General features: G+C 64.4%; 14 protein-coding genes and 2 tRNA genes. 9 read left to right on the top strand and 7 right to left on the bottom strand.

Annotated features, from left to right (window positions below):
• Positions 1 to 6: 6 nt before the first annotated feature.
• From tssM to ACP7BZ_RS15605, 3 genes are read left to right on the top strand one after another with little or no spacing between them, the layout of a single operon-like run.
• Complete coding sequence (gene tssM / locus ACP7BZ_RS15615) at positions 7 to 3807, top strand: type VI secretion system membrane subunit TssM (RefSeq protein WP_426114709.1); 3801 nt, start codon at positions 7 to 9, stop codon at positions 3805 to 3807.
• Positions 3804 to 4787 carry a type VI secretion system-associated protein TagF gene (gene tagF, locus ACP7BZ_RS15610; RefSeq protein WP_426114707.1) on the top strand — a complete coding sequence of 328 codons (984 nt, stop codon included), beginning with the start codon at positions 3804 to 3806 and terminating at the stop codon, positions 4785 to 4787. The genes tssM and tagF overlap by 4 nt, the downstream gene beginning before the upstream one ends.
• Positions 4784 to 5557, top strand: coding sequence for an OmpA family protein (locus ACP7BZ_RS15605; protein WP_426114705.1), 774 nt, complete (start codon positions 4784 to 4786; stop codon positions 5555 to 5557). The genes tagF and ACP7BZ_RS15605 overlap by 4 nt, the downstream gene beginning before the upstream one ends.
• Before the next feature lie 30 nt (positions 5558 to 5587).
• Here the strand turns inward: ACP7BZ_RS15605 and icmH are convergent, their stop codons facing one another.
• A complete protein-coding gene (icmH, locus tag ACP7BZ_RS15600) occupies positions 5588 to 6349 on the bottom strand; it encodes a type IVB secretion system protein IcmH/DotU (protein WP_426114703.1) in 762 nt (253 codons plus the stop codon).
• Between the two features lie 191 nt (positions 6350 to 6540).
• Here icmH and ACP7BZ_RS15595 point away from each other — a divergent pair, with 191 nt between their 5' ends.
• From ACP7BZ_RS15595 to tssA, 6 genes are all read left to right on the top strand, one after another.
• Positions 6541 to 7122, top strand: a complete 582-nt coding sequence (locus ACP7BZ_RS15595) for a hypothetical protein (protein ID WP_426114701.1) — start codon at positions 6541 to 6543, stop codon at positions 7120 to 7122.
• Positions 7123 to 7188: 66 nt separating this feature from the next.
• The gene (tssB, locus tag ACP7BZ_RS15590; RefSeq protein ID WP_426114699.1) at positions 7189 to 7689 is read left to right on the top strand and encodes a type VI secretion system contractile sheath small subunit; all 501 of its coding nucleotides are present in this window, start codon (positions 7189 to 7191) and stop codon (positions 7687 to 7689) included.
• Positions 7686 to 9191 (top strand): type VI secretion system contractile sheath large subunit, encoded by a 1506-nt coding sequence (gene tssC / locus ACP7BZ_RS15585; protein WP_426114697.1) that lies wholly within the window; start codon positions 7686 to 7688, stop codon positions 9189 to 9191. Before tssB ends, tssC begins: the two co-directional genes overlap by 4 nt.
• 44 nt (positions 9192 to 9235) lie before the next feature.
• Positions 9236 to 9727, top strand: coding sequence for an Hcp family type VI secretion system effector (locus ACP7BZ_RS15580; protein ID WP_426114695.1), 492 nt, complete (start codon positions 9236 to 9238; stop codon positions 9725 to 9727).
• An 86-nt stretch (positions 9728 to 9813) separates the two neighbouring features.
• Positions 9814 to 12450 carry a type VI secretion system ATPase TssH gene (tssH, locus tag ACP7BZ_RS15575; RefSeq protein WP_426114693.1) on the top strand — a complete coding sequence of 879 codons (2637 nt, stop codon included), beginning with the start codon at positions 9814 to 9816 and terminating at the stop codon, positions 12448 to 12450.
• A gap of 40 nt (positions 12451 to 12490) precedes the next feature.
• Positions 12491 to 13582, top strand: a complete 1092-nt coding sequence (tssA, locus tag ACP7BZ_RS15570; protein ID WP_426114691.1) for a type VI secretion system protein TssA — start codon at positions 12491 to 12493, stop codon at positions 13580 to 13582.
• A 46-nt stretch (positions 13583 to 13628) separates the two neighbouring features.
• Here tssA and phaP read toward each other — a convergent pair whose 3' ends face one another.
• The 6 genes from phaP to ACP7BZ_RS15540 form a co-directional block, all read right to left on the bottom strand.
• On the bottom strand, positions 13629 to 14177 hold the full coding sequence (phaP, locus tag ACP7BZ_RS15565) for a TIGR01841 family phasin (protein WP_426114689.1): 549 nt from the start codon (positions 14175 to 14177) through the stop codon (positions 13629 to 13631).
• Positions 14178 to 14330: 153 nt separating this feature from the next.
• Positions 14331 to 14540, bottom strand: a complete 210-nt coding sequence (locus ACP7BZ_RS15560) for a hypothetical protein (protein WP_426114686.1) — start codon at positions 14538 to 14540, stop codon at positions 14331 to 14333.
• Between the two features lie 24 nt (positions 14541 to 14564).
• The gene (locus ACP7BZ_RS15555) at positions 14565 to 16403 is read right to left on the bottom strand and encodes an ATP-binding protein (RefSeq protein WP_426114684.1); all 1839 of its coding nucleotides are present in this window, start codon (positions 16401 to 16403) and stop codon (positions 14565 to 14567) included.
• 41 nt (positions 16404 to 16444) lie between these two features.
• Complete coding sequence (locus ACP7BZ_RS15550) at positions 16445 to 16642, bottom strand: heavy-metal-associated domain-containing protein (RefSeq protein ID WP_426114682.1); 198 nt, start codon at positions 16640 to 16642, stop codon at positions 16445 to 16447.
• A gap of 438 nt (positions 16643 to 17080) precedes the next feature.
• A tRNA-Leu gene (locus ACP7BZ_RS15545) sits at positions 17081 to 17165 on the bottom strand.
• Positions 17166 to 17290: 125 nt separating this feature from the next.
• Positions 17291 to 17375: transfer RNA gene (locus tag ACP7BZ_RS15540), tRNA-Leu, on the bottom strand.
• Positions 17376 to 17547: the final 172 nt, after the last annotated feature.

Raw genomic sequence — 17547 nt, 5'->3', positions numbered from 1 at the left:
CGACCCATGGCCCGACTCTGGCAGTTCTTCACTGATAGCCGGGTGCTCGGCACCCTCGGTTTCCTGGTGCTGGCAGCCTGTTTGCTGCTGGGAACCCGCTTGTTCGATGTGGCGGCGCTGTGGGCCGCGCTCGGCTGCCTGTGCCTGCTGGCAGTGTGGGGGGCGTGGTGGCTGACGCGGCGCCATTACCGGCAACGCCAGGCCAGCGGGCTGGAGCACAACATGGTGCCGGCCGCCAGCGACAGCGCCGCGCCCGCCGAGGATGCCCAGCAGGCGGCCAGCGCCGCCGCCGCCGCTGCCCTGCGCACCAGCATGCTCGAAGCAATCAACACCATCAAGACGTCCAAGCTGGGCTTGAACAGCGGTGCGGCGGCCCTCTACGAATTGCCCTGGTATATGATTATCGGTAATCCGGCGGCCGGCAAGAGCAGTGCGATTGGCTGCTCCGGCCTGCAATTTCCCATCGCCGGCAGCAAGGCTGTGCAAGGCGTCGGCGGCACCCGCCACTGCGACTGGTTTTTCACCAGCCAGGGTATTTTGCTCGATACTGCGGGGCGCTATTCGACCGTCGAGGCAGACCGCGCCGAGTGGTTCAGCTTTCTCGCCATGCTGCGCAAATACCGCCGCCGCGCGCCCATCAATGGCATTCTCATTTGTGTCAGCGTGGCTGAACTGGTGGGCGATAATCCGCAAGCGGCGATCGAGCTGGCCAAGAGCTTGCGCACGCGCGTGCAGGAATTGATCGAACGGCTGGGCGTGTTCGCGCCGGTCTACGTGATTTTTACGAAGGCCGACCTGATCGCCGGCTTCAACGATTTTTTTCACGACAGCGAAGGCGCCGAACGTGAGCGCGTATGGGGCGCCACCATGCGCTACAACCGCCGCCGTACGCCGCCGGATGTGCTGGCTTTTTTCGATGCCCATTTCGATGAACTGCACGACGGCCTCAAGGAAATGAGCCTGGCCAGCATGGCCAACCGCAGCGCCACCATGCGTCCCGGGGTGTTTACTTTTCCACCCGAATTTGCCTCCATCAAGGCGCCGCTGCGCTCCTTCCTCGCCACTTTGTTCGATGAAAACACCTATCAGTTCAAGCCGGTCTTTCGCGGCTTTTATTTCACCAGCGCCGTGCAAGAAGGGGGCACGGCGAACCAGTCGTCAAAGCGGGTGGCCAGCCGCTTCGACCTGGCGCTCACTGCGGGCAGCAGTGCGGCCGGCGCCGACACCGTCGAGCGGTCCGGCTACTTTTTGCTCGAGCTGTTCCGCAAAGTGATCTTTGCCGACCGCGACCTGGTGGCGCGCTACACCAGCCCGGCCAGCGCGCGCTGGAAATACGGCGCCTTTTTTGCCGCTACCGTGTTGCTCGGATGCGCACTGGGCGCATGGAGCTGGTCGTACATGAGCAACAAGCAACTGGTGGCCAATGTGCAGGCCGATCTGGACAAGGTGGTGCGCCTGCAGGCCAGACGCAGCGACTTGCAGAGCCGCCTGGAAGCGCTGGAAATTCTGCAGGACCGCATCGAGCAGCTCGACAAATACCGCCACGACAAGCCGTGGATGCTTGGCTTCGGCCTGTACCAGGGCGACGCGCTCGAGCGCAAACTGCGCGACGAATATTTTGGCGGCGTGCGCGAAGTGATGCTGCAACCGGTGGCCGCCGCACTCGAAGCGCATCTGGCCGAGATGAATGCGAATGCTGCGCGCCTTGAACCGGCGGCCGCTGGCAGCGCTGCGCTCGCTCCTGCTGCGGCCCCTGGCGTTGTTGCTGCTGCTGCCCCGGTCGCACGCGCCGGTCTGTATCAGGAAGCCTCCACCAGCAGCGTTATCGACGGCTACAACGCGCTCAAAACTTACCTGATGCTGGCCGATAAAAGCCACGCCGAAGCGGGCCACCTGAATGACCAGTTGACGCGCTTCTGGCGCGGCTGGCTCGAAAGCAGTCGTGGCGCCATGCCGCACGAGCAGATGGTGCGCAGCGCCGAGCGCCTGTTGACCTTTCACGTGGGACAGGTGAGCGACCCGGCCTGGCCGCAGCTCACTCCCAAGCTCGGTCTGCTCGATGCCGCCCGCGAAAATCTGCGCAAAGTGGTGCGCGGAGCGCCGGCGCGCGAACGCGTGTATGCCGATATCAAGGCGCGCGCCGCCACCCGCTTTAGCGCGGTGACGGTGGCGCGCATCGTCGGCCAGCAGGATCAGGCGCTGGTCGGCGGCAGCACCGCGGTGTCTGGCGCGTTTACCCGCGAAGCGTGGAGCGGCTTTGTCTACGGCGCCATCCGTGAAGCATCGAGCAAGGAATTGCAAAGCACCGACTGGGTGTTAAAAACCGCCGTGAAAGACGACTTGACGCTCGAAGGCAGCCCTGAACAGATCCAGAAGACCCTGACCGCCATGTATAAATCCGATTACATCGCCGAGTGGCAGAAATTTGTCCAGGGCGTCACCATCGCAGAGCTGGGCAGTTTCGACGCTGGTATCAATGCCATGAACCGGCTGGGCGACACCCAGAACTCGCCATTGGCCCGCCTGCTCGAGGCGATCTACCAGCAAACCTCGTGGGACAACCCGGGCGCCACCACCGCTGCCGCCACCCGCGAGCGCGCCGAGAAGGGCGCCTGGGCGCTGTTGATGCAAAAAATCAGCGGCAGCACCCCCAGCGAAGTGCGCGACGTCGTGCAGTTGCCGACCGCGCCCGGCGAGCCTGGCACGCTGGGCGCGATCGGCCGTGAATTTGCCGGCGTCGCCCGGCTGGTCGGCTTGCGCGAAAAGCAGGCCTCGCTGATGGGCGGCTATCTCGACGCGCTATCGCGCCTGCGCGGGCGCCTCAATCAGCTCAAGAACCAGGGTGACCCTGGACCTGGCGCCAAGCAGTTCATGCAGCAAACCCTCGAAGGAAATGGATCGGAGTTGTCGGACGCCCTCAAATATGTCGACGAGCAGATGCTCACCGGGATGAGCGAGAGCCAGAAACTGGCCTTGCGGCCGATCCTGGTGCGGCCCTTGATGCAGACCTTTGCCGTCATCGTCACCCCCAGCGAAATGGAGCTCAATAAAACCTGGCGCGCCCAGGTACTCGAACCATTCCAGAAAAACCTGGCCAGCAGGGCGCCGTTCGTCGCCGGCGCAGCGGAAGCCTCGGTGGCCGACATCGGCCAGGTGTTCGGCCCCGACGGCGCCATCGCCAAGTTTGTCAGCACGGCGATGGGACCACTGGTGGTGCGGCGCGGCGATGTGGTTGCCGCGCGCACCTGGGCCGACCTCGGCATCGCCCTCTCCCCCCAGGTGGTGGCCAGCTTTCCCGGCTGGATTGCGCCCCTGAGCGCCAACGGCGTGGCCGCGCCAGTCGCGCCGCAAACGCTGTTCCAGTTGCTGCCGCAAGCGGTGCCCGGGATTGTCGAATACACCGTCGAAATCGCCGGCCAGCAGCTGCGCTACAAAAGCGGCACGCCAGCCTGGACGAATATGGTGCATCCGGGACCGCAAGGGGTGGCCGGCGCGCGCGTCTCGGCCATCACCGTCGACGGCCGCACGGTGGAACTGTTTAGCGACAGCTCCGATCAGGGCTTGAAAAAACTCATCGATACGGCCGCGCGCAAAAAAAAGGAGGGTGGCGTGTTCGAGTTGCGCTGGACCAGCGGCCTGGTGTCGGTCACGGTGGAGCTGAAAATCGTCAGCGCGGGCGACCCCGCTGGCGCTCCCGGACCGGGTCAGGGCTTTCGCGGCATGCGCCTGCCGACCACCATCGCCGGTCATGAAGCCCCAGCGATCCCTGCGGCGACAGCGATGGCCACTGCTGCGGGGGCGCCATGAACGCCGCCCATGGCGCTGCCGGCGCGCGCGAACGGCTTGGCTACTTTGGCAAGCTGCCCGCCTGCAGCGACTTCATCAAACTGGCGCCGGATGCCGAATTGATGGGGGTACTGGACGACTGGCTGGCGCAGGTGATGACGCGCCTGCCGAACGATCCGCGCTGGAAGCTGCACTACGATGCCATGGCGCCGGTGTCATTCGCCTTCGTCGGCCCGCGCCGCCGTCATGCGATCGCCGGTCATGTGGTGGGCAGTCACGATCAATCGGGTCGCCGCTTTCCATTTCTGCTCATGCGCACCATCGCCGTCCAGGTGCCGACGACGTTTGTGTCGCACTGCCCGCTGGTGCTGGCGCCGCTGTTTCAGCTGCTCATGACGAGGACCCAGACCATCATCGCCGCCGCCGATCCGCACAAGGGCTTGCACGAACTGGCTGAACGCGCGCCCGGACTGGAGCAGGACGCCAGCGCCAGCCTGGACCATTTTCTCGCCGATGCCACGCTGGCCTCGCTGGCGGCGTCGCTGCAACGGCGTGACAGCGGCCGGCTGGTGCTGGCGCTGGGCATGCTGCTGCAGCCGCTGCTGCACGGTGGCGCCGCCGACCTCGAAAAAAGTCTGCTGCTGCCACTGCCGCGCGCGCTCGAACAGCGGGCAGCGGTGGCGGCGTTCTGGATGGAGCTCATTGCGCCCTTCTTGCGCCGGGCCGACCTCGATCTGGCGCTGTTCTTTACCGAGCAGGAGGGCAATCCGGTGCTGGTGGTGGGTTTTTGCGACGCCTGCGTGGCGGCGCTGCACGCGATTATCGATCCCATGGTGGGCCGTCATCAGCAGGTCAGCCTGGCCGACACTGGCTGGGTCGACGAGCACCTCGGCGCCGATGTCGATGTGCGCGCCCTCGCCAGTCACCTCGACCAGCCGGCCTTGTCGCTGCGGCTGGCGCGCGAACTGTTTCTCGCTACTTTTTTGGGAGCTGCCAAGTGAAAATCGTGATCCTGACCGCGGCCCTGCTCAGCGCAGCTGACTGCCTTGCCCAGAACGCGCCGGCACCAGCCCCGGTGATCGTCAGCGGCACGCTGGCCGATGAAGGGGCCAGGGCGGCCTTGCTGGCGCGCTTGCGCCAGGTGTTCGGCAGCGCCCGCGTGGTCGACCAGCTGGTGGTGGGGCCGGTGGCGGCCTCGCCCGAGTGGCACACCACCCTGGCGCGCTTGATCGGCCCCGATTTGCAGCTGGTCAGCCACGGCGAGTTGAAGGTCGATGGCGCTGCCGCCACCCTGCGTGGTGACGTCGGCAGCGAGGCGCTGCGCCAGCAGGTGGGGGCGGCGCTGAGCACGGCGGCGGCGGCCGGCGCCGGGCCGGCCATCGCCGTTAATAACAGCCTGCGGGTGGTGGCATCGGAGCAGGCGGTGCTCGACACCGCACTGGCCAACCGCATCATCGAATTCGAGTCCGGCAAGGCGACCCTGACCGATTCGGGCATGCAGATTCTCGACCAGATGAGCGTGGCGCTGCTGGCGCTCAAGGACAAGAAGGTCGAGGTGATCGGCCACACCGACAATGCCGGCGCCCGCGCCAGCAACCTGGCGCTGTCGCAGGCGCGCGCCGAGGCGGTGCGCAGCTATGTCGCCGCCAAGGGCGTCAAGCCTGAGCTGATCGCAGTGTCGGGCGAAGGGCCGGACCGGCCGGTGGCTGACAACCGCAGCGCCGACGGCCGCGCGCGCAACCGCCGGATCGAGTTCAAGGTGGTGCAGTGACGGGCCGGCGCCGGCGCCGGCCGTTCGATTTCATGGCAGGGTGATGGTCACGCTGGCAGCGCGTGGTGGCAGCTTGATCACATCGTTGTAGCCGGCCAGCGACTGCCTGGTGGCGTGCGACAAACTGGCATGCAAGCCGAGGTAGGCGCCCAGCCCGGCCAGCGCGAATACCGCCGTCAGCACCCACAAGGACAGGTCGCTGCGCAGCTTGTTGGCCACCTGGTCCGGACGCTCGGCATGCGGCGCAAAGGCGCGTGTCTCGCCGCGCATGCGGGCGATTTCATGACCGAGGGTGGTGCACATGAACTTGAGCTTTTCATCGCCATCGATGGCAAAGCGGCCCTGGAACCCCATCAGCAAGCACATATGAAACACTTCGAGCGCCTGCAGGTGAGCGGCGCCGCGCGCGCGCAGGTCGTCGAGCTTGCTGAAAAAATGCTCGCCCGCCAGCTGGTCGCCGAACAGCCGTAACTGCAGGGGGTGGGTCTGCCATGCTTCACGCACCTGGTAGCTCGAACGCAGGACGATTTCATCGGCGGCGGCGCAAAACGCATAGCGGGCGGCCTGGACCTCGTCGAGCGAGGTGCCGTAACTCTTGGCCTGACGGTCGACGTCGATCAGGAAGGTGCTGATGGTCTCGGCGAAGGCAATCGGATCATGCGGGCTATTGCCGTTCTTGAGCAGGTACAGCGCATAAAAGCCCTCATACATCAGGTCGAGCAGGCTTGGCGGCGCCGCCCCGCGGCTGCCTGGCTGGGCGGGAGCAGCGCGTCGTTCGGCGTGGTCGGTCATACGATCTCCATGTTTTCGCGCGGGAACAAATGGCTAGTCTTGGAGCAATGCGCATCCGAATATCTGCGTTGCCGCAAGCCGCCGTCATATTTCTCCGAATCACCACATTCGCAAAACAATTGATCTCGCGCAAAGAGTCGATATTTCTCAAGCTCACTATGTCGGCTGTACAAACGGTACCGGAGACTTCCATGAATTTTTACCGCATCTTACCGGCGCTCGCTGGCGCCGCACTGATCGGCGCCTGCGCCGGCCCGGCGTCCGCGCCGGTTGAGAGGAAGGCCAGCATGGCCAGCATCCTGTCCGATGCCGATGCCACCGCCAAGGCCGGCCGGCCCGACCAGGCCTACGCCATGCTGAAAGCGGCGGCCGCGACGCACCCCACCGACAAGACCCCGCTGCTGCGCATCGCCCAGATGCGCTTCGATGACAAGAACTATGGCGAAGCCATCGTCAGCGGCCTGCAGGCGCTCGAGCGCGATCCCGACGACATGCTCGGCTACAGCCTGGTGGCCGTGAGCGGCTTGCGGGTGTCGAGTAAAGCGCTGGGTGACCTCTCGCTCAAGAATGGTTTTACGGGATCGGTGCGCAGCGAAGCGCAAGACCTGGCGGCGCTGCTGCGCAAGACCCTGAACGAGTCGATCGTGTCGCCACCGGCACCGCGCCCGGTCACACCACGGCCTGCGACGCCAGCGACGCCGACAAAGGGGGCGGGTGCGGCGGCGTCGACTATCAAGGTGCCGTGCAGTAATCCGTTTTGCGGCTTGAATTGATGGGGCGGGCGCCACGCCAACCTCGATTGCCGGCCGGTCCGGCCTGATTTTTCTCCTGGAGTTCATATGGCCAAGAAAGACAGCGTACAAAAGCGCCTGCAGAAAGTGCGCCCGCCGCGGGTGCAGATGACGTATGACGTCGAGATCGGCGACGCCATCGAGAACAAGGAACTGCCCTTCGTGGTGGGTGTTATCGGCGACTTTGGCAGTGATCCGGCGGCTGCCAAAAAAGCGCTCAAAGAGCGCAATTTCGTCAACGTCGATGTCGACAATTTTGATGAAGTACTCGGCGCGGTGGCGCCGGCGACGCAGTTTCGCGTACCGAATCACTTGAGCGCGGAAGGCGGCGAATTCGCCGTCCAGCTGCAGTTCCGCGAAATGGCCGACTTCCGCCCTGAATCGGTGGTGCGCCAGGTGGCGCCGCTCAACGGCCTGCTCGAAGCGCGTACCAAGCTCGCTGACCTGCGCAACAAGCTCGCTGGCAATGACCGGCTGGAAGACATCCTGCAGGAGGTCCTCAACAGCACAGAAAAACTCGACAGCCTGCGCAGGAAGGAGCAGCCATGAGCACCCTGATCGATCCCCGCGCCCCGGCGGCCGTGGCGCTGCCAACGGACGCCGCAGCGCAGAGCGGCGACCTGCTCGACGACATCATCGAGCAAAGCCGGGTGGCGGCGTCGTCGAGCGAACACGCGCGTGCCAAGGACTTGATCGGCGAACTGGTCAGCCAGGTCATGAACGGCACCGTGGTCATCTCGCACAACCTGTCGGCGACCATCGACGCCCGCGTCGCCGAACTCGATCGCATGATTTCGGCGCAGCTGTCGGCGGTGATGCATGCGCCGGCCTTTCAACAGCTCGAACGCAGCTGGACCGGCCTGCATTATCTGGTAAAGAACTCCACTAGCAGCGGCGGCCAGCAGATTCGCATGATGAACGCCACCAAGAAAGAGCTGGTCAAGAACTTCCAGTCAGCGCTGGAATTTGACCAGAGCGCCCTGTTCAAGAAGATCTATGAAGAAGAATTCGGCACCTTCGGCGGCGCCCCTTACGGCGCCTTGATCGGTGACTTCGAGATCGGTCGCCAGCCCGAAGACATCTATTTTCTCGAGCAGATGTCGCACGTGGCGGCCGCCAGCCACGCGCCGTTCATTACCTCGGCCGCGCCCGCGCTGATGGGCCTCGACAGCTTCGGCGATCTTGGCAAGCCGCGCGACCTGGCCAAGGTATTCGACACCATCGAATACGCCAAGTGGAAAGCCTTTCGCGAGTCCGAGGACGCCCGCTATGTCGGCATTACCCTGCCGCGCTTTCTGGGCCGGCTGCCGTTTAATCCAGCCGATGGCATGACGGTCGATGGCTTTAATTTTGTCGAGGATGTCGATGGCAGCGACCACCGGAAGTACTTGTGGTGTAACGCCGCCTACGCATTCGGGGCGCGCTTGACGAGCGCGTTCGAAGACTTTGGCTGGTGCGCCGCCATCCGCGGTGTCGAAGGGGGCGGTCTGGTCGAGGATCTGCCGACCCACACCTTCAAGACCGACGATGGCGAAGTGGCGCTCAAATGCCCGACCGAGCTGGCCATCACCGATCGCCGCGAGAAGGAGTTGAGTGACCTTGGTTTTATCTCGCTGGTGCACTGCAAGAACACCGCGTACGCAGCGTTTTTCGGCGCCCAGTCGGCACAAAAGGCACGCAAATATTCGACCGATGCCGCCAACGCCAACGCCGTGCTGTCCTCGCAGCTGCAATACATCTTCGCCGTCTCGCGCATCGCCCACTACCTGAAGGCGATGATGCGCGACAAAATCGGCAGCTTCTCGGCTGCCTCCAATGTCGAGGAATACCTGAACCGCTGGCTGACCCAGTACGTACTGCTTGACGATAACGCCAGCCAGGAACAGAAGGCCCAGTTCCCCCTGCGCGAAGCGAGCGTGCAGGTGAGCGAGGTGCCGGGCCGGCCTGGGGTCTACCGTGCCGTGTCGTTTTTGCGGCCGCACTTCCAGCTCGACGAACTGTCCGTTTCACTCCGCCTGGTCGCGGAACTGCCGCAATCGACCAAAAACTGACAATGTCCATTTATTTTTAACTTTCTTTTATTGAGGAGCACAGCATGGCAATTGACGTCTACCTGCAGATCGATGGCATCAAGGGCGAGTCGACTGACGATAAACACAGGGACTGGATCGAATGCAAATCGGTGCACTGGTCGGTGGCCCAGCCGAAGTCGGCCACCGCCTCGACCGGCGGCGGCCACACGGCCGAGCGCTGCGAGCACAGTGAAATCAGCGTCGCCAAGCTGGCCGACCTGTCGACCCCGATCCTGCTGCAGACCTGCTCATCGGGCAAGACCATCCCCAAGGCCAAACTCGAGTTCATGCGCGCCGATGGCAAGGGCGAGCGCGTCAAGTACTTTGAAATCGAACTGGAAAACGTCCTGATCGGCGACGTCAGCCCCGCCGTCAGCGAGGGCGATATCCTCACCGAGAGCCTGGGTTTGAAGTTCTCCAAGGTGAAGTGGAAGTACACCCAACAAAAAATCACCGGCGGCTCCGGCGGCAATACCTCGGGCGGCTGGGACCTGGCGACCAACAAGGTCGTCTAACGCCCGCGCACAGGCGCGCAGCGCGGCCGCCTGGCCGCGTTTCGTTTTGGGCGTGCACACCTGATCCATCTCGACAAGGAGCGACCGTGGACATCAATCTGAAAACGCTGATTGGAAAACTCGACGACAGCACCCGCGCTGCCGCCACCCGCGCTGCCGCCATTTGCGTCGGCCAGGGCCATTTTGAAGTCGACATCGAGCACCTGTTCCTGGCCCTGCTGGAGCAGCCCGACTGCGATTTCACCTGCATCGCCCACCAGTGCGGCATCAGCCTGACCGGGCTGGAATCGGACCTGCGCCGCGAGATCGCCAAGTTCGCCCGCGGCAGCACACGCACGCCGGTATTTTCACGCCACCTGCCCAGCTTGCTGGAACACGCCTGGCTGATCGCTTCGCTGGGCAGCAACGGGCCACACCGCATCCGCAGCGGTCACCTGCTGCTGGCGCTGTTGACCGCGCCCGACCTGGCGCAGCTGGCGCAGCGTGGTTCGACCCTGTTTGCGCAAATCCCCGTCGACCGTCTCAAGCACGACTTCGACAAGCTCACGCACGGTTCGGCCGAAGCGGCCGCCAGCCGTCCCGCGCCAGCGCCGGCCGGTGACGCCATGGGCGAGCTGGCGCCTGGCCAGCGCGCCACCCCCGCGCTCGACCAGTTCACCACCTGCCTGACGCAGCGCGCGCGCGACGGCAAGCTTGATCCGGTGATCGGCCGCGATGGCGAGATCCGCCAGGCCATCGACATTCTCCTGCGGCGGCGCCAGAACAACCCCATTCTGACCGGCGAGGCAGGGGTCGGCAAAACCGCCGTGGTCGAGGGACTGGCACTGCGCATCGTCGCCGGCGAGGTGCCCGAGGTGCTCAAGGGGGTCGACATCCACACCCTCGACATGGGGCTGCTGCAAGCCGGTGCCAGCGTCAAGGGCGAGTTCGAGAACCGCCTGAAAAATGTCATCGATGAAGTCAAGAAAAGCCCCCATGCGATCATCCTGTTCATCGACGAAGCGCACACCATGATCGGCGCCGGCGGCGCCGCCGGCCAGAACGACGCCGCCAATCTGTTGAAACCAGCGCTGGCGCGCGGTGAGCTGCGTACGATCGCCGCCACCACCTGGGGCGAATACAAAAAATATTTTGAAAAAGACGCCGCGCTGGCGCGCCGCTTCCAGGTCATCAAGGTGGAAGAGCCGGACGAGGCCACCGCCTGCGCCATGCTGCGCGCGATGGCGCCGCTGATGGAGCAGCATTTCGGCGTGCGCGTCTATGACGACGCCATCGAAGCGGCGGTGCGGCTGTCGCACCGTTTTATCAGTGGCCGCCAGCTGCCCGACAAGGCCATCAGCGTATTGGACACTGCCTGCGCCAAGGTGGCTCTCGGGCAGTCGAGTACACCGGCGCTGGTCGAAGCGCAGGCGCGCCTGATCGAACGCATCGACGCCCAGGTGGCGGCGCTCATGCGCGAGCAGGCTGGCGGCATTGAGCATGGCGTGCGGCTGGCCGAACTGGCGGCCGCGCACAGCGCTGCACTCGACGCCCGGCGCCAGGCGGCCCAGCGCTGGGAACAGGAAAAGGCGCTCAACGCCGATATCCAGCAGCTGCGCGCCGACATCGAAGCGGACCAGCGACCGCGCCAGACGGACGCTTTGCGCGAGCGCATCGCGCGCCTGCGCGAGCTGCAGGGCGAAGCGCCGCTGGTGCCGGTGCAGGTCGACGCCCAGGTGGTGGCCGACATCGTCTCCGGCTGGACTGGCATTCCGCTGGGGCGCATGATCAAGGACGAGATCCGCACGGTGATGCAGCTGCAGCCGATGCTCGAAGAGCGCATCATCGGCCAGTCGCATGCGGCGGCGGTGGTGGCCCAGCGTGTGCGCACGGCGCGCGCCAACCTGCTCGACCCGAACAAGCCAAAAGGGGTGTTCCTGTTTGTCGGTACGTCTGGCGTCGGCAAGACCGAAATGGCGCTGACGCTGGCGGACCTGCTGTACGGCGGCGAAAAAAAACGCATCACCATCAATATGAGCGAGTACCAGGAAGCCCATAGCGTGTCCGGTCTGAAAGGCTCGCCGCCCGGTTATGTCGGCTACGGCGAAGGGGGTGTGCTGACCGAGGCGGTGCGGCGCAACCCGTACAGCGTGGTGCTGCTCGATGAAGTGGAAAAAGCCCACGCCGACGTGCTCGAACTGTTCTTCCAGGTGTTCGACAAGGGCGTGCTGGACGACGCCGAAGGGCGCCAGATTGATTTTCGCAATACCATCATCATCCTCACCTCGAACGCGGCGTCGAGCCAGATGATGCAGGCTTGCCTGAACAAGTCGGCAGCCGAGCTGCCCACCCCGGACCAGCTGGCCGAACTGATTCGCCCGCAGTTGATGAAACACTTCAAGCCGGCCTTCTTGGGCCGCCTGACGGTGGTGCCGTTTTATCCGATCGGTGACCAGGTGCTGGCGCGCATCATCGCCCTCAAACTCGATCGCATCAGCGCGCGCGTGCGTCACAACCACCAGGCCCGTTTCGACTACGACGACGCCCTGGTCAACGCCGTGCTGGCGCGCTGCACCGAAGTCGATTCGGGTGCACGTAATGTCGACGCCATCGTCAATGGCACGCTGCTGCCGGAAATCGCTGACAGCGTGCTGGCGGCGATGGCCGAAGGGGGCGCCATCGCCCGCATCAAGTGCAGCGCCACCAAGGCGGGCAAATTCAAATACACCATCGAAGCGGCATAAAGAAAATACCTGCCCCCACATACCTACGAGGAGCGAAGCGATGGACATCGAAGAACTGCTGGCCCCCGTCAGCGAACAGGCGCCGTGCGGTGACGATCTGGCGTTTTCCACCGAACTCGATGCGATCGCGCGTGCGCGCCAGGCCGACGATCCTTCGCTGGAACAGGGCGCCTGGGTGACCGCACTGAAGGAAGCCGACTGGAAGTTTGTCGCCAGCGGCTGCAGCGGCCTGCTAAAAACCCGCAGCAAGGATTTGCGCCTGGCAGTGTGGCTGGCGGAAGCGGCCGCCAAGACGGCCGGCGCGCGCGCGCTCGGTGACGCCCTGTTGGTGACGGCCGGCCTGTGCGAGCGTTACTGGGATGGCGTCTACCCGCTGGCCGATGATGAAGGCCATGAACAGCGCATCGGCAATCTGGCCTGGATCGCTGCGCGGGTGGCGCAGCTGGCGCGCGAGCTGCCGGTGACGGAAGGGCTGCCGGCATACAGCCTGAACGATTTCGCCAGCGCCAGCGCACGCAGCCATGCTGCCGCTGGCAACAGCGCGAACAGCCAGGGCGGTCCAGTCAAAAGCGCGCCGGACCTGGACGGCGCCCGCCGTAAAAGCAGCACGGCCTTCTATGCGCGCCTGCTCGACGAGTGCAGCTATTGTGAAGCGGCGGTCAATCAACTCGAGCGGGTGGTCGACCAGCGCCTCGGCGCCGATGGCCCCGGCTTTAGCGCGGCGCGCGCCAGCCTGCAGGACCTGGCGCACTTTGTCAGGCCGCTGCTGGCGCACCAGCAAAAGGTGGCGCCATCAGTACCGGCGCCACCGACAGCAGTGGCAGCGCCGCCGGCTGGGCCCGACGGCACGCCGTCGCTGGCGCCGTTGCTACCGCCGATGCAGTCGATGCCCTTGCTCTCATCGGTGCCCGCGCATGCCGCGCTGCGCACGCGCGCCGATGCGCTCGAACAGCTGCGCGCGGTGGCGGCATTTTTCCGCCAAACCGAGCCGCACAGCCCGGTCGCCTACCTGGCCGACAAGGCTGCCCGCTGGGGCGAACAACCGCTGCACGTGTGGCTGCGTGCAGTGATCAAGGACGATGTGCTGTTCGGTCAGCTGGAGGACATGCTCGGTGCCGGTAAGGCCGGCTGAGCGTCAGCAGTCGCCCGGCTACCCTCAGCTTACCCTCAGCTTACCCTCAGCTGCGGGCGGTGGCGGCCGGCGTCACCTTCGCAGTCGCCTTGCTGATCTGCTCTTCGACGGTGGCCACCGCCTGGCGGGTCGCCTGGGTGACCTGCTCGTAGCCCTTAAAAGCGTTGTCGATCGCGGTCTTGATGATCTCGACGGCGTTTTCCGTGCCCGGCTTGACGTTCTGGGTGACGTCATAAATCAGGGCGGAGAGGGCGCTTTTGGCTTCCGCGATATGGGTGTCGGCGGCGTCATGGAATTCTTTGCGGATGTCGTCGATGATGACTTTCATCTGTTCTTGATATTCGACGGCGCCGCCCAGGTCCGGTTTGGCCTGGCTGGTCAGTGCTGCCAGCGCCGCCTGCGCATCCTTGGCTTCGCGGATTTTCTGGCCGGCCGCCATGGCGCTGTCGACTGAACTGCGGGCGGTGGCCATATTCAGTGCCACCACCTGTTCGACACCCTGCACCGCTTTGCTGGTGAGGGCGTTAAACGTCATCATCTGCAGTTCGAACAGGGTCTTGGTAGCGGATGCGAATTGCTCGGGACTAGTAAACATGCACTTCTCCTCGGTTGGTACTGCGATGGACAACCTTGATGTTTCTCCTCCGGCCCTACTGTACGACATCGATCAGCGCTGCTGTCGAATTTAATATTTTCAATTCAATCAATCAAGCAAATCCTGCGCATCACCCTCCACGAATGGCGCCGCTCAGCGCCGCTGCGGCGCCGGCCGCGTGCAGTGACTGTCGCGGTAGGGACCGGCTGCTTTTTCCCAGCCTGCACCAAGCGGCGTCTGCGCGCAGACGACGGCGCCATCGATGTTGCTACGCCACTTGTACCACGGCGCCGGTTCGGCTGCTGCCGCGGCCGCCAGCAGTGCGGCCGCGGCGGCCACCATCAGGCTGGTCGCGTGCTTCACGTGCGCACCTTCACGAGTACAACTTCATGATCCCGCCACGCTGCTGTGCGCGGCGTCGGTCGCCTCCGCACGCAGCGGCGCTGCGGCTGGGCGCGCCGGCGCGCATTGTGGCAGCAGCATGGTAAAACGGGTGCCGGCGCCCGCTTTGCTGTCGAGCTCGATGGATCCACCGAGGATATTGGTGACGATGTTGTGCGCCACGTGCAGCCCCAGGCCGGAGCGGCCGCTGCGCGCGCTGCTAGTGAAAAACGGGTCGTACACGCGCGCCTGCAATGCTGTGGCGATGCCGGCGCCGTTGTCGGCCACGCTGATCGCCACCTGCGCGCCGCTGGCGCTGGCGCTGATGCGTACCAAGCCCCCTTCGATACCGGCAAACGCATGCGCCAGGCAGTTTTCAAACAGTTCCGTGACCACTTGCGAAAGGGGGCCCGGGTAGCTGTCCATGCTCAGCTTGTCGGCGACATCGAGCTCGAGTGCAATGCGCGCTGGCCTGGCGGCCACCCGCAAGGGCGCCGCCAGGTCGCCCAGCAGATCGGACAGGGAAAAGCGGCGACGCTCGGCGCTGGCCTGGTCGACGGCGATTTGTTTAAAACCGGCCACCAGGGTGGCGGCACGGGTCAGATTGCGCACCAATAAATCACCGGCCTCGCCGGCATCGAGCAGAAAGCGCTCCAGTTCCGAGCGCCGCAAGCCTTGCATCATCTGCTGGCGCAGGGCGCGGGTGCGCTCGGCCAGCGAGGTGGCCACCACTACGCTGTTGCCGATCGGTGTGTTCAGTTCATGGGCGACGCCGGCCACCAGCACACCGAGCGCGGCCAGCCGGTCGCGCCGCACCAGTTCGTCTTGCGCCCGCGACAGGGTCGACAGCGCCGCCGACAGATCCTGGTTGATCTGGTCGGCGCGCGTCACCGCTGCCGTCAACGCGGTGGTGCGCGCCGCCACCAGTTCTTCCAGGTGTTCACGGTGCAGGGACAGTTCGCGCGCACGCCGATGGCGCTGGATGGCGATGCCGGCCAGGTGGCTGGCGGTGCCGATCAATTTGATGTCGTCTTCTTGCGGGCTGCGCACTTCGCGGTAATACATGGCGAATGAGCCCAGTACTTCTTTGTCGTCGGGCATGATCGGGGTCGACCAGCAGGCCCGCAGCCCGAACGGTGTCGCCAGCGCGAGGTAATCCTTCCAGTGCGGATCGACAGTCAGGTCGGGTGAGATCACCAGCTTTTTTTCATGCATGGCGACGCCGCACGAACCGACCGCCGGGCCGATGCGCACGCCTTCGAGGGCGGCCATGAACGGCGCCGGCATGCTGGGGCCGGCGGCGGGCAGCAGCGAGACGCCATCGTCGGCCAGCAGCAGCACCGAGCACAGCACGCCGGGCGAGAGCGATTCGATCAGCCGCACCAGGCGCTCGAGCACGGGGCCGAGGGCGCCACCGGCGGCGATCATCTCGAGAATGTCGCTTTGGCCGTCGCGCAGTTTTTCGGCGCGCAGGCGGGCCGAGACGTCGACCAGCCGGCCATGCGCGACATCGTGGCCGGCGATCGGTATGCGGATGAGGAGTGCTTCGCAAGGCAGTACGCGACCGTCCGCATTGCACACATCGAGGGCAAACTGGCCGCTGCGGTTGGTGTTGGCGCGCGCCAGCTCGGTTTCGATGAGGGTGGTGGACGCCAGGTCGCCTGACTGCGCGGCCGGGCACAGCTGGTCGAGCCGCATGGTCAGCAACTCGGCACGCGTGCGGCCGAACATGGTTTCGGCAGCCTTATTGGCGTCGATCAGTACGACGCTGTGCAGGTCGACCAGCACGCACGGGTCGGGCGATTGCATCAGCATCGCGTGGTAATTGACGGAAAGTGCGCTCAAGTCCATCGGGGCGACCGGCTTGCGGGAGGGGAAGGCGCGGATCAGGCTGCGCTGGCCGCGAAACCTTCTTCTTCGAGGCGGGCGAGGACGTCGGCGGTGGCGGCGTTCGTGTCGATGGTGGCTTGTTTGCGATCGATATCGACGGCGACACGGGCGGCCGGGTCGAGCTCTTGCACGGCTGCGGTGATCGCGCGGGCGCAGTGGCCGCAACTGATGGTGGGAATCTGGAGCGTGAGCATGGCAATCCTTGTGGCAGGGAGCGACAAGTAGTTTAGCCTATCGTGGCGGCGGGTGCGCACGCGGACGGACCAATTGATCAACAAAATGTCCGTTTATTCTTTTTGAGAAAGACGACATAAAAACAAAACGCCGCGTTTCTCTACGAGAGGTGCGGCGTAAGGCTGACAAAACAAAACGCCGCGTTTCTCTACGAGAGGTGCGGCGTAAGGCTGACAAAACAAAACGCCGCATTTCTCTACGAGAGGTGCGGCGTAAGGCTGACAAAACAAAACGCCGCGTTTCTCTACGAGAGGTGCGGCGTAAGGCTGACAAAACAAAACGCCGCGTTTCTCTACGAGAGGTGCGGCGTAAGGCTGACAAAACAAAACGCCGCATTTCTCAACGAGAACTGCGGCGTTTTGAGGCTGCTACTTTACTGCGGAAACAACTCCGGTAGTTGGTGCCCACGGAGGGACTCGAACCCCCACACCTTGCGGCACATGGACCTGAACCATGCGCGTCTACCAATTCCGCCACGTGGGCACTGATACTGCAACCTGCACTTGCCATTTACTGCTTGCTACTAACTAAAACGCCGCAATCTCGAACTGCGATCACGGCGCAATGGTGTACTTCAAATCAAACTGCTGCGGAAAACAATCCGGTAGTGGTGCCCACGGAGGGACTCGAACCCCCACACCTTGCGGCACATGGACCTGAACCATGCGCGTCTACCAATTCCGCCACGTGGGCACTGTTACTTCAACATCTCGGCGTTGCCGCCGACTTCTGCTATCATACTGGTCTTTGGTGTTTTGCGCCAGACTAACTTCAGTTGCTAATAAAGTTAGACGCCGCTGCAACCATCAACCATTCTGCTGCATTTTTCTTTCGCTGCGACCCGGGGTCTCGGCGAAAGACCGAA

This window comes from Massilia sp. PWRC2, from assembly GCF_049896725.1.
Taxonomy (GTDB): Bacteria; Pseudomonadota; Gammaproteobacteria; order Burkholderiales; family Burkholderiaceae_D; genus JAFCUW01.
Note: the sequence above shows the minus strand (reverse complement) of the source record. Positions and strands in the feature narration are given on the sequence as shown.